The following is a 12,291-nucleotide window of genomic DNA, read 5'->3' on the forward strand; positions in this document are numbered from 1 at the left end:
CGTCCTAAGAGTGAACTGTTTCAACATGAGCATTTTTCCTAACCATGCGGTTCATCAAATGTTCTAGCACTGCCTGAAGATCTTGGCAAAGCCCGGTATGAACTTTAGAAGTCTGAATAATCGTACTTCTGGGTGCGACCAGCCAATGAAATCGCTCTCGATGAGGAAGTTGTCCGATCGCGCCTGCTTGCGCTCCGCCTTGGCAGATCTTGGGAATCACAGCGAGATGTTCGCGGATCATTTCGATATCTAGAGTTGGGTCAAGCGCGAGTAAGCGCGATTCATCCAACTCAATCCGAGCGTCGAGAAAGCGTTTCACACCACAAGAAACAATCACCCCAACATTGATAAATTCTTCGCGCTCAACTTTGGGGACAACGCGAATAATAGCGTAATCATAAGTAAAGTGACTGGGCACGAATCGCTTCCTCCAAAAATATCTGCGATGACTCTAAGCGCTTGAGTAGATACTCAACATACGCTTCCCGATGCTGATCTGGCTCTGTAAATGGAGAACCTTCGACCAGCCAACTGTCCGGGATGAGATTGATAATGTGACGGATGATATCAGGTGTCAGGCGCGCCGTCATCTTGGTATGAGCTGCTTCGAGGTGAGTGGCAAAGCGCAGAAGCACATGATCTTTAATCGCAGGAAAGCGATCGAGACTGCGATCGAGATAGTGCGTCCAAGTATGCTGAAAGTACAAGGCAGCGCCATGATCAATTAGCCAAAGTTTGCGATGCCAAACTAGCATATTGGCGTTTCTAGCAGTGCGATCGATATTGGTCACATAAGCATCGAACCAAACAATGTCAGAGGCAAGCTCAGCTTCGGCTTTGCCTGCAACGGGGTCGAACGTAATCGATCCAGGTAGATAATCGAGTGCAAGATTCAGACCCGCACTCGCTCGAATCAAATCTTGAATTTCTGGATCAGGCTCAGTGCGGGCTAAGTCTGGATCAAGTTCAATGAATACAATTTCTGGAACAGGTAAGCCGAGCGATCGCGCAAGTTCGCCAGCGATTAGTTCCGCAATCAGAGATTTTACACCCTGTCCCGCACCCCGAAATTTGAGGACATACATGCCATCATCATCAGCTTCTACGATCGCAGGAAGTGATCCACCTTCGCGTAAAGGGGTGACGTATCTCGTAGCTTGAATCGATCGTAGTTCCATCGTCAGCATCACTCATGAGGTAGACAGGCGCATTGCTTGGGTTCTTCTCCTCACAACTTACAGCACGATGTTACCGTTGCCGAGGCTTTGCCTTCTAGTTTTTGTTGTCGGAGCAATTCATTCCAAGCTTCCAAGATTGCTTTATCCGGCTTTTGAGCCGTTTGAATTTGTTTGCCCAAGACGGTTAAAGCATCATACCAAATGCCGTATCTTGCATAAGCTTTTGCTTGATCTAATGGAGTTTTAGCCTCTGCTAATTCTTGCTGCAAAGCTGGAGGTACAGAGACTTTTTGAACTCGTCCTTTTTTCACCAAAGGTCGATCGATAATATCGTCGCTCGGATTGTTCGGGTCACGAGTTCCACTCTCACAGTAGATTGCAAAATCCCATTGATAGGTCGAAACTGCTAACGGAGCAACGGATTCAGGAATCGAAAAGCTCACAACGCCTGGATCTGTTTTGGGTAGGCGCGTTGTAGTTCTGTAAATCACTTTATTCGTAGCATTCCGTAGTTTCCATTCAACAAGCGTGCCTGCTTTGACCCCGGTTGGAATATTAAACCAAATGGTTGGTCGATCGCTGACCGTTAAGCCCCACTGATCATTCGGAGATGGCGATGGCACTAAAGCTTTTAATCCCGCAAATTCTTTATCACATCCGCGAGCACCTGCACCTGTGCCACGATCGGACGGAGTACTGGTACTCGGAGAAGGCGGTGGAGTAAATCGAATGCGTTGCTGAGCAGAAGTAAATTGAGAGATCGAGACAACGCTGAGCAATGAGACGCTTAAGGCAATTTGAGACGGTTTGAACTTCATAATTGATCCTTCTTAAATTCGGTTTAGAGTGAGTTCGGTTGAGATGAAGCAAGAAATCGGTAGGCAACTGTGCCGCCATTGAGCAAAAATCCTAGCAATGCTGGTACGAGCGGAATCCATCCGGCTTGAGTTAGCACAAACCAACATCCAGCAATCAGGAGGAAAATGCAGCCTGCACCTGCGATCGCGATCCATTTCAACTGACGAAACCGCCAGATGAGTAAGCCTCCGAACACTGTCCAAGCTCCGATCCACATCACCTCGATCGCAGTTGACCAAACCCAGAGCAAAGGTCGTTTATCTAAAACAGCACTGATCATCTGGCTGACCATATGTGCCTGAACCATCACACCTGGGAGTTGTTGCGAAAAGCCTCTACCATAAGGCGTTGCAAAATAGTCTTTTGCGCTCGGAGCCGTTACGCCAATCAGCACAATCCGATCTTGAATAGCATTGAGATTCATTTCACCGTTGAGCAATTGGCGAACGGTTACTTGCTGCGCGACCTCGATCGGGGATTTTGTCGATCGATAGTTCAGCAAAATCTGGCTACCTCGTGCATCAAAGCGCTGATAGCCGCTCGTCGGTTCAGTTAAAGCCGGAAACACAGTACTGCCAAACTTCAAATGCTGATCAGAAGTAAACTCTGGCGCGATCGGAGACGGTTGAGTACTGAGATAGCGAAAGGCAAGCTGAACGCTAAGCGAATAAGCCGTCGCACAAGTGCCAATCTCATCGGCACTTGCAAACAGGAGATGCCGCCGCAAGACACCATCGCGATCTTGCACAACGTCACTAAACCCAACGGCATCAGCACTGATTTCAGCAGGCGGTGCAATGCCTGTCGGATCATTGGAGTCAGGATCGCGACGTTTGCAGATGGCGACGAGTTGAGCATTTTGTGCCATCTGTGCCATGCGCTTTTTTAAGCTCGGACGTTGGGTGGGAAAGTCGCGATAGAGATCAAGCCCTACTACACGCGCTTGATGACGTTCTAACGTTTCTAAAACGCGATCGAGCGTTTCATCAGAGATCGATCCGCCATTCTGAGGCTGTCGCTGAATGTCTTCTTCTTCAATTTTGACAATCAAGACTCGCGGGTCAGGTGGTTCAACTGGGCGATGTTGCATCAACACATCAAACGCTTGAAGTTCGATCGACTGCATTGCTCCAAACCAGCGAATTCCTGAGACTAATCCAGTAATCGCAAGGGTACTGAGTGCGATCGTTTGTAGCTGCGATCGCGACATTGGGGGTAAGAACTGCCGTTTTTGACCACACCAATCCTGCCAAGTTGGAGGAACTTCAGAGGGATTCTGACAAATCACAGGTAGCCAAGTCGCACAAGGAAAGTCAGATTCTAATGCCTGTAATTTCTCTCTCGCTTCTCGCACCGACTGATAGAGAGACTGCCCACTCGAAAATGAACTGAGAAAAGATTTGAGGAATTCTTGAGCAATGTGATCCGGTACAGGTTCGCGCATGACAATCACTTGCGGAAGTTGTAAATCAGCTAAGTCCTGAGCTAGCCCTAACCCATCACAAGAGTTAAAAATCGCAAGCTTCAGACCTTGCGCGATCGCATGACGCAAACTGTACTTTAATTGCTCGATCGTTAATGTTTCGGTTCGATTAATTTGAATGTAGCCTTTCACATCTGTCGAACTATGTCCCGCAAAAAATAAAACATCCCAAGCCGATTGCCAGAGCTTCTCTTGTAAAGCTTGAGGAGTCGGCTCAACTAAACAATGAACTTCTGCATTCGGAAGCTTTTGCAGCAAAGCGCGATCGCGTTCGACATCAATGCCTTGAGAATTGCCGAGAATGCTGAGAATTCGTACTTTCTTGCGGCGATTCGGATTCGGAAGCTGCAGTGATCGCGCAAATTCCGGCAAGCTCAATGCGACCTCTGCGTAAGGATAGTCCGATAGAAAATCCCATAAGCACCAAGGTAATTGAAGAATCTGTCGATCGTGCGCTACAACCATCAGCCGAATTGAATCTTTCGGGGAAAGGCGGGTGCGAAGTTGTCGATCGATCGCCCGAAAGGAACTAGCACTAAGCCAGAGATTAAATTGACTTTGAACTTCGTGCGTCAGTTGATGAAATTCAGCCGCAGAGATATGAGTCGGTTCATCGTCATCGAGTTCAAATTCTGAGCGACGTAACCCAAGGTGAGCATAGAGGGCTGTATAAATTGACCGCCAGCGAGTTAAGCGATCGACTAAAGTTGGAGTCGCAGGCAGACTGCCCGTAAACTGCATCGGGGTCGATCGTCCAGACTCCCACAGTTGAGCAATAACTGTGGGAAATCCATCTTTCCAGTTGCCTTGCCCTAGATTGAGAACAATCAGATGATCCATTGTTCGCACCTATGCAATAAAGTCTTCAGTGACTTGAATTCGATCAAATGAAATCTGTAAGCTGAATTCAGTTCCCGCCGAGCATCGGAAACGACGGAGTTGAATCAGATTATCTTGGTCGCGGGCTTCCACCGATTGCACAACCTCGCCTGCACTCGAAAGCATCGTTAGCATTACTCCACTCGGTAGGATTTCATCGCGTTCTGCACCTCGCAGTTGCACCCGCACCGATAAGCGATCGTCCTCTTCTTGCTCGATCACCACTGACAACCAGAAGGTATGTTCTCTGAGTTCTAAAATTTTGACACATTGAACCGTGGGACGAGTTGCATCAGCCGTTTGACGGAAGCGATAAGCTAGAGCAGGTTCATCACCCAGTAAGCTGTCTAGGGTTTGCCAGCCTTCTGCGATCGTGTTTTGCAACCATTGGCGCAGCGATACACTTCTCACGCCTTGTCGCAATTGCCCTAATCTTTGTTGCCATTCAGATTGCTCGAGTAATGCTCCCCAGAGTTGGAAGGGAATTTCTAAGCGAGGTTGGAGAATTTCGGGATTGGCTAATCGTTGCACAAGATTCTCAGCTTGAACCGCAGGAACAGGGGCAAGTGCCGCAATCTCAGCACGAGTAACTGCTTGCGGATACAGTTCTCGCGTCAATGCAAAGACAGCAAAATCTTGAGACATTTGTTCTGCATCTAAGCTGTACATGCGATCGCTTGCATCATATTCACCCAAAGCTTTCAACTGAGCATGAGTCGTATATCCCCAAATTAAAATCGTCGCCTCATCGGGATCGACCTGAGCCGCAAAGTAGTAATCCCCCACCCAACTCGGAATATCGACCCATTCTTGCGGGACACGAAATTCGCGCGTATCCATTGTTTTATCTGGAATCAGAATGATGCGATGAGCGTCGAGCCGAAACGATGTTCCATTGACTAATTGCCAGAGATTCTGCAACGCAGTTCGATCTAGAGTTTCACGAGCGTCTTGAAGCCAATCTGAAACGGTTTGAGAACAGACCTGATTGAGGTATGTGTTCCAGCGAGCCGGAGCAGTGCGAGATCGATTTTGCCAAGCAGCAGCATTGATCGATGGCGGAATTTCTAGAACAGGTTGAGCTAGAGCGTTTAAGTAAGTCATAGGAAGATCGTTTGGGTGTGCGACATAGCGGTATTCACGTTGCAAGATCTGAACTTATGCAACCTACCAAGGATTTCCAATCAGCGTAAAGGCTGCCCAATGATACGGATGCGCTAAATTCTGATCCGCCAAGGCTCTGATTTCTTCCGGCAATCGACGATCGCGAATTTGTGCCCGAAGGCGATCGGAGTTTTGAATCATCTCAATCTGGGCTTCTCGTAAGGCATCTGCTTTGACAGGAGCCGATTTCAAGGCTCGATAAAACTCTTTCATCAACATTAATGTACTGGCATCACTGACTGACCACAAAGACGCGATCGCAGCTTTACTGCCTGCCTTCACTGCCAATCCTGCAAATCCCATTTCTGCTCTCGTATCTCCCAATGCAGTTCGACAAGCACTCAACACGAGCAACTGTACAGGCGGATTTTGTAATCCCAAGTCTTGAAGCTGACTCAACTTCAACTGCTGATCCCAAAATTGAATATAAGACCGATTCACATCGCCAGACGAGAACTCAGCATGAGTTGCTAAATGCACAATGCCATAGGGAGTTTTTTGTCGATGTGCCCTGAGGTTTTTTAGCGTAAATTCTTGATTCAACAGAGATGTGCCTTGCCAGGGAGTTTGGGTGATCGATGCAATCTCGATCGGTACACCGGGCAGGGGCGGTTTATTGCTAAACGTAGAGGCTCCCATCGCGAGAATTTCAGTGTTGGGAGAGGTACGCGATTGTCGATCGAGTAAATTAAACGCCGGAATAATCGCTAAGTTATACTTCTCAATCAAAAATTTCTGCCCATCATGTAATGCTGCAAGGGGTAAGCTCCTTAGCCCACTGCCCAAGCAGAAGATAATCTGATTGATCCCCTCGGCTCGAAGTTGCGCTTCTAAGGGTGCGACGATCCAGCGATAAAGTTGCTGTCCGGGGACTAAGTAATCGTCCGGGTCAGAATCGTCTCGCACAACTCCCATGCGAAAAGATTGCAGCGTTTGAGTGAGAACAGATCGATTTGCGGCGGTAATGCGGCGATGAATGGGTTTACCGTTGGCAGTGACCAGCATCAAGTCTAAATGGTTCGCGCTTGGAATTGCATAGAATAAAGCCGATTTCCGTCTCGTGCGTTGATTGATCTGGTTCAGCGATCGTGCAATTTCCGCAGCAGGCACAATTTGGGTTTTGAATTTTCCTTGAAAATAGTCTTCGTATTGGTTTTTCCAGCGGATTTCGATTTGTCGAATGGCTTCAGGCACATCTGAACGATCGAGCGCTTCAGTCACGCGATCGGGTTCTGGTTTGAGGACAGAACTCGGACTTTGAGCAAGAACATCCTCCTGTGCCGAGATCGTGACATTGGAGTGGGAACATCCGACTGTAATCAGCAAGGCAACCAGAACAATGGGTAGGAACCATTGAGGATATTTCATAGCGTTCTCACCAAGGGATTTGAATAAAGCAAATGAATCACAAGCTGAGAATTAGGGCGTTTCAGTCTTTTTAACATCAAAGCTCAGGGGATGGAAAAAGATTAAGAAATAGATCAGACTGCATCGAGCGATCGTGTTCATTTACACGAATGAAGATGAGCAGTTATGCAACGCCCTGAAAAAGTCGCCTCGCATTCAAAATCAGGCTGGAATATTGGGTGGCCCCGAAAAGCTTTGTCTCAACAACCTTGCCATCGCGCCACAATTTAACCTAGACTTTTTCTCAACAACTTAAGTTCTAAACAAGCAAATTTAAACCAGACTTTGCGCTCTCAAAGCCTTAGAAAGTCTGGTTTTTCTTATTTGCTCGTTTTTTTAATATTTTTTAACAGTCCTTAGATGCAAATTTATTTCAATAAAAATGGTAAGCTTGGTCTTGAAGCTTATTGAGACTTTTAATCAATAAGGCACGCATAAGTAACTCACAGAATGAAGGATCAACGATGGCAAAGGTCGGCTTATTTTACGGCACGCAAACTGGCAACACAGAGACAATTGCAGAAGCAATTCAAGCTCAACTGGGAGGAGACTCGATCGTTGAGTTGAGCGATATTGCCAATGCAAGTTCTGAAGATTTTGAACCGTATGAATACCTCATCATCGGCTGTCCCACCTGGAACATTGGAGAGCTTCAAGCCGATTGGGAAGGCTTTTACGATGAGCTAGACAATATCAATTTCAATGGCAAAAAGGTTGCCTACTTTGGCTGTGGCGATCAGATTGGCTATGCCGATAACTTCCAAGATGCAATGGGGATCTTGGAAGAAAAAATTTCTGGGCTCGGAGGACAAACGGTGGGGATGACTTCCACCGCAGGCTACGAGCATCAAGAATCGAAGGCAGTTCGCGGAGATAAATTTTGCGGACTTGCCATTGATGAAGATAACCAATCCGATCTGACAGACGAACGGATCAAAGCTTGGGCGACTCAACTCAAATCTGCATTTGGCATCTAAGTTGTATTGCCTGATTTTGCAACAGTCTAGGAGTGACAAAGATGGACAAATTATTAATCCTGATTCTGAGTTTGTGGTTAGAGCAGTTCACTTGACCTAAAGCTTGGTAAGCCGCTCGCACTGATGCTCATCTGCCCCGAATTCTACTCCGGAGCGGATGAGTATGAGCGCGAGTTGATTGGTCGAAGCTCAGGTCAATTTAGAATTCAATTTGTTAAGGAGATGGCGATGGATCAGGTGGTAGATGCAGTTTGGGTTAGTGCAAGTGCTGGAGTGAAAGCTTTAGATCGTCCTTTGATACAGTATCTTTCTCGACAAGCAACGATCGCATTATGGCAGTATGAGCAAGATCTAGACGAAGCAAGTTCTTTAGCGAGTGCCGTTGAACTTCTCCATCAGTATTTAGAGACTCAGCACCATTCTGTTCATCTACTTGGACATGGAACCAGTGGCATTGTCGCACTGTTATATGCTCGTCTCTATCCTGAAAAAGTGAAGTCACTGACGCTTTTCAGCGTAGCTGCTCAACCTGCAATTACTTGGCATACACATTATTACGTTCAACGGAAGCTTTTACCCTGTAGCCGTCAGCAGGTTTTGGGACAAATGGTACGAAACTTATTCGGCACACATCTGCCCTTCCAGACTCAAGCGTTTGTGGCATTACTCGATCGAGATTTAGAAACATCACCGAGTCTCCATTCGCTATACGGATTGGTGCAATTGCCAAAAGGTGGAGTCGAAATCCCATTATTAGTCTGTGCTGCCAATGATGATTCGGTGATCGATCGGCGATCTCATGCTCAATGGAGCCGGATGTTGAAATTAGGCGATCGCTTATGGCGATGCCCCGAGGGCAGGCATTTCTTTCACTTTTTTCATCCAGAGCCAGTTGGAAATGAAGTGGTGCAGTTTTGGCAATCTCTTTCTCGAATGCCTGAGCTAGAGTTGACAGCTTGAGGAGCAATCAAAATGACGACACAATTTAGACAGATTATTCTCATGGTTGAGAATGTTAGTGCTTCTGTAGAGTTTTACCGGGAAGGATTGGGGCTAAAAGTCAATGTAGTCACAGAAACTTGGGCAGAGCTAGAAGCAGACGGAACAGAGATTGCGCTACATGCTACAACTCGTTCATATCAAACTGAAAGTTCACCGATTTTGAGTTTTCATGTGGCAGATGTGTATACCACGGTCGAAGATCTCGAAGCGATGGGCGGAAGATTAGAAGGGATTGTTCGCCAACTATCTTTCGGTAAAGTTGCTTTGGTGAGAACTCCTGACGGACATTTGCTCAATCTATTACAGCCTGTCGATGATCATCAACTTCGTGAGCTTTTGAGCGATGAGTCCTGATCCGCGATCGCGATTGAACTCTTAATTCATGATCAAGCCATGGATCAGAGCAGGCAGATCCGGAATCAGGTTGATGGTAATTGTGTAAATGATTGAGCACACAAGCGATTTTGGGCTGCTCGATTCTTTACTCATTGTATTTTCAATATCATGAAATCTTGGTTATGGTGTGTTGCCTTTGTTGGCATGGCTTCTGTTGTTTCTCTAAGCGCGATCGCAAAAACTCCGGTTCCAACTTCTGCAAATTCAGCACGCGAGTTTATTGTTCGAGGAAATGAACCATTCTGGAATATTACGATCGGCAAAAAAGGCATTGTTTATACGACTCCTGATACAAAGCCGCGCACCTTCCCGTATGTCGCTCCAATCGGGGCACAGGGTCGCCCGATCGACAATGTTCGAGTCTACCGTTTACAAGGAAATAACATCTTAGTTCTTAAGAAAGTCGATTCCTGTAGCGATACGATGTCAGATAAGAACTATCCCTACGCTGCAACTTTGATGATGGGAAATACAGTCCGCGAGGGTTGTGCAGAACCGAAATAAGGAAATGGGGAGAAATAGCGCTTGTCCCTACTCCCCACTCCCCACTAAACCCACTCCGCGATCGTATCTGTCGATTTCACAATCTTCATTCCAGCCGCTGCGAATCGTTCATACGCCTGATCTGCTTGCTCAGTGTAATCGACAACGCCCGGTACAACGACTGCGGAAGTGCAATCTTCGAGCAGATACACTTTCTGAGCTAGGTTAGGATCATAGACTTGAATTTCCGTGAGCAAATCATCGATTGTCCAAGCGACACAATGACTTTTTGCCTGACCTGCAATAATCACCGCATCAAACTTCAACAATTTCTCAATCAAGCGGCTGTTTTTTTGCGCGAGCAATTCACCACCCGTGGTTGTCAACACTTCAGGACGCAGAACAGAATAGTTTTCAGTTAAAGGGTGATTGCCTTTGATTTCAAAACTGGTCTGACTACTGCGAGCAATGCAATGAAAGAACATTGCTTCTTCAACGGCTGACACTAACGCATGTCCAATTCCACCTAGCATTGAGTGATAGGGCCATACCGTTAGAGGATATTTCCCTGCGTCGGTGAGTTGCTTCGTATAATGCAAAGCGTGCTGATTCAGCCTGTCATAGCTTGCTTGCAAACTTGCTGCAACCGAGGGATTGACCCGCCAGACTCCATTTTGCACATCTTCAAATTGAATTAAGGTTGCCGCTGGAATCGGATGCTCTCCTGCTTCATTCACCCAGAAAATCGGATGAAAGATTTGCATTGCCGTGTGAGTATCCATCGTGGGAGCAATCTCGGTGATTGTTCCTAAATTGCGATAGATAAACTCACACAGCCGCACATTGTCTTCGATCGCACCCTGACCCGATCGACCCCCCACAAACAACTCAAAATCGGGAAGACAGAAGGTATTTTGTACATCGATCGCTAATAGACAAATGCGTTTGCGATCGTCAGCAGCGGGGGTGATCTGATGCTGTTTTGCCCAGGCTTCTGCATCGGTGGCGCGTTGCTGATAAGGAACACGCCACACCGAACTCACAGAAGTACGATCGAAGAATGAAGGAATGGGATACATAGGCTGACCCGATTTTTATCGATCGTAGATGAATTCTCTTAAATTGATTCACTCGGATTTTGTTCTGCACCACAGTTGCGACAGTAGGGAAGATGCTGATAAGTCGGTTGGTGACAATTGTGGCACTCGTGATGTTGGTGATAGCCACAGTGAGGACAGTAATCTTCTCCGCCTTTGAGAACTCTGGTGCAGTTAAGACAGCGAGATTGTTGAACTAAAATCGAAGGCTGAGGTTTCGATTTTTTCACAATGGTCTGGAACAGTTTGATCAGTGCGAAACCTGCGATCGGGATAATCAAAATGTAGGCATAACTGACCAGAAAGACTAATCCTCCAAAAATTGTACTGATCAGATCAAACAGAACTTTGAACAGGACACCGACTTGGAGAAATTCAAAGACTTTCAGAATCAACGGAATGAAGAAAATGATCAGCAAGTGCCAGCTAATCAGTGCAACTAATCCGTAGCGTTTGCGCTCGGCAAATCGATTGACGATCGCGGCTCCAATCAAGAGCGGGACGAGAAAGAGCGCTTGTAAGGTCAGTTGAATGCTGGGATACCAGAAAGAAGCATGTTTATAGCTTCTTTCAACTTCACTAAAGGTGTTGCCGTCATTCAGAAGTTTGAGAAATGCAGTGCTTTCTGATTTTGCTAACAAATCAGCTTTAAGTTTCTCGATTTCTTGTCTCAGTTGAGCAATTTGCTGATTATTATTATCGAGTTGTTGTTTTGCTTTTTCTGCGCCAACATTGTTGATTGATTGCTCTCGATTCTGACCTGCAATCTTTTCGAGTAGAGTTGAATCATATTGAGCGCGAATATTTCGATTGCTATTTTCAAGTTTCGCGATCGCGTCTTGTTTTTGAGCGATCGATTTCACGAGCTTTTCGTTGTCTGGCGTATTGACTTTATCGGCAGCGGTGGCAAACCCTTGACAGGTCGGCGATACATCGCCCAATTGTCCTCTTGAATTCTGTCGATAACTGTCTTGTAAGGTCTGATTTGCTGAGTTTGGCGGGAAGCTCGAAATTGGAGGGTAGAAATCTTTATCTGCGGCAGCACGGACGATATTGAAATCTTTATTTTTGTCTTTGGACTCTCGATAGTTTTGCCATGCCGTGTAGCAAGGATTGGCTTGAGTGGGGCTGAGAACCCAATTGCTAATATCATTGAGTCCTGTAAAGACATTTACAAGGATGAAGATGTCGATCAAGATCAGCACGATCAGGCTTGCCGGGTTTAAGGGCTGTTTATTGATCGTTCTGGTTCTAGTAAAAAATTGCCGAATGATTCGCCGAAGTCTTGAAAGCATAGGTTTTTTCTCACCGCCTGAATCGGGGAAGCTTCAGGGCGCGTCTGTATCGATCGTATCCCCGTGATTATT

12 protein-coding genes are annotated in these 12,291 nt (G+C 46.5%); 4 read left to right on the forward strand and 8 right to left on the reverse strand.

The genetic code is table 11. From position 1 onward, the window contains the following. Nucleotides 1-4 precede the first annotated feature (4 nt). The 6 genes from OU814_RS04620 to OU814_RS04645 form a co-directional block, all read right to left on the reverse strand. The gene (locus OU814_RS04620; protein WP_268180920.1) at nucleotides 5-418 is read right to left on the reverse strand and encodes a DUF3037 domain-containing protein; all 414 of its coding nucleotides are present in this window, start codon (nucleotides 416-418) and stop codon (nucleotides 5-7) included. Then, nucleotides 396-1,187 carry a HipA family kinase gene (locus tag OU814_RS04625; protein ID WP_017290281.1) on the reverse strand — a complete coding sequence of 264 codons (792 nt, stop codon included), beginning with the start codon at nucleotides 1,185-1,187 and terminating at the stop codon, nucleotides 396-398. The genes OU814_RS04620 and OU814_RS04625 overlap by 23 nt, the downstream gene beginning before the upstream one ends. Before the next feature lie 41 nt (nucleotides 1,188-1,228). Continuing rightward, nucleotides 1,229-1,996, reverse strand: coding sequence for a DUF928 domain-containing protein (locus OU814_RS04630; RefSeq protein WP_017290280.1), 768 nt, complete (start codon nucleotides 1,994-1,996; stop codon nucleotides 1,229-1,231). A 23-nt stretch (nucleotides 1,997-2,019) separates the two neighbouring features. Then, nucleotides 2,020-4,359 (reverse strand): CHASE2 domain-containing protein, encoded by a 2,340-nt coding sequence (locus OU814_RS04635; protein WP_268180923.1) that lies wholly within the window; start codon nucleotides 4,357-4,359, stop codon nucleotides 2,020-2,022. A 9-nt stretch (nucleotides 4,360-4,368) separates the two neighbouring features. After that, a complete protein-coding gene (locus OU814_RS04640; protein WP_268180925.1) occupies nucleotides 4,369-5,502 on the reverse strand; it encodes a DUF1822 family protein in 1,134 nt (377 codons plus the stop codon). A gap of 63 nt (nucleotides 5,503-5,565) precedes the next feature. Further along, the gene (locus tag OU814_RS04645) at nucleotides 5,566-6,930 is read right to left on the reverse strand and encodes a CHAT domain-containing protein (RefSeq protein ID WP_268180927.1); all 1,365 of its coding nucleotides are present in this window, start codon (nucleotides 6,928-6,930) and stop codon (nucleotides 5,566-5,568) included. 503 nt (nucleotides 6,931-7,433) lie between these two features. Between OU814_RS04645 and fldA the strand changes: the two genes are divergently transcribed. From fldA to OU814_RS04665, 4 genes are all read left to right on the forward strand, one after another. Continuing rightward, entirely contained in the window at nucleotides 7,434-7,946 is a 513-nt protein-coding gene (gene fldA / locus OU814_RS04650; RefSeq protein ID WP_268180929.1) for a flavodoxin FldA, read from the forward strand. Nucleotides 7,947-8,174: 228 nt separating this feature from the next. Then, nucleotides 8,175-8,906, forward strand: coding sequence for an alpha/beta fold hydrolase (locus OU814_RS04655; RefSeq protein ID WP_026148898.1), 732 nt, complete (start codon nucleotides 8,175-8,177; stop codon nucleotides 8,904-8,906). A gap of 12 nt (nucleotides 8,907-8,918) precedes the next feature. Beyond that, nucleotides 8,919-9,302, forward strand: coding sequence for a VOC family protein (locus OU814_RS04660; RefSeq protein WP_268180931.1), 384 nt, complete (start codon nucleotides 8,919-8,921; stop codon nucleotides 9,300-9,302). Between the two features lie 150 nt (nucleotides 9,303-9,452). Next, entirely contained in the window at nucleotides 9,453-9,848 is a 396-nt protein-coding gene (locus OU814_RS04665) for a COG3650 family protein (protein WP_268180933.1), read from the forward strand. Between the two features lie 44 nt (nucleotides 9,849-9,892). On the opposite strand, the gene OU814_RS04670 is transcribed toward OU814_RS04665, so the two are convergent. Together OU814_RS04670 and OU814_RS04675 are read right to left on the reverse strand one after the other, a co-directional pair. Beyond that, a complete protein-coding gene (locus tag OU814_RS04670) occupies nucleotides 9,893-10,906 on the reverse strand; it encodes an isochorismatase (protein WP_268180935.1) in 1,014 nt (337 codons plus the stop codon). A gap of 38 nt (nucleotides 10,907-10,944) precedes the next feature. Then, entirely contained in the window at nucleotides 10,945-12,219 is a 1,275-nt protein-coding gene (locus tag OU814_RS04675; RefSeq protein WP_268180937.1) for a hypothetical protein, read from the reverse strand. Between the last annotated feature and the right edge of the window lie 72 nt (nucleotides 12,220-12,291).

The organism is Leptolyngbya sp. GGD (assembly GCF_026735145.1).
In the GTDB taxonomy this organism is placed as follows: Bacteria; Cyanobacteriota; Cyanobacteriia; order Leptolyngbyales; family Leptolyngbyaceae; genus Leptolyngbya; species Leptolyngbya boryana.

Coding starts and splice junctions, on each gene's coding strand:
- OU814_RS04625 (WP_017290281.1), bottom strand. CDS start 1,187: ATGCTGACGATGGAACTACGATCGATTCAAGCTACGAGATACGTCACC.
- OU814_RS04630 (WP_017290280.1), bottom strand. CDS start 1,996: ATGAAGTTCAAACCGTCTCAAATTGCCTTAAGCGTCTCATTGCTCAGC.
- OU814_RS04635 (WP_268180923.1), bottom strand. CDS start 4,359: ATGGATCATCTGATTGTTCTCAATCTAGGGCAAGGCAACTGGAAAGAT.
- OU814_RS04640 (WP_268180925.1), bottom strand. CDS start 5,502: ATGACTTACTTAAACGCTCTAGCTCAACCTGTTCTAGAAATTCCGCCA.
- OU814_RS04645 (WP_268180927.1), bottom strand. CDS start 6,930: ATGAAATATCCTCAATGGTTCCTACCCATTGTTCTGGTTGCCTTGCTG.
- fldA (WP_268180929.1), top strand. CDS start 7,434: ATGGCAAAGGTCGGCTTATTTTACGGCACGCAAACTGGCAACACAGAG.
- OU814_RS04655 (WP_026148898.1), top strand. CDS start 8,175: ATGGATCAGGTGGTAGATGCAGTTTGGGTTAGTGCAAGTGCTGGAGTG.
- OU814_RS04660 (WP_268180931.1), top strand. CDS start 8,919: ATGACGACACAATTTAGACAGATTATTCTCATGGTTGAGAATGTTAGT.
- OU814_RS04665 (WP_268180933.1), top strand. CDS start 9,453: ATGAAATCTTGGTTATGGTGTGTTGCCTTTGTTGGCATGGCTTCTGTT.
- OU814_RS04670 (WP_268180935.1), bottom strand. CDS start 10,906: ATGTATCCCATTCCTTCATTCTTCGATCGTACTTCTGTGAGTTCGGTG.
- OU814_RS04675 (WP_268180937.1), bottom strand. CDS start 12,219: ATGCTTTCAAGACTTCGGCGAATCATTCGGCAATTTTTTACTAGAACC.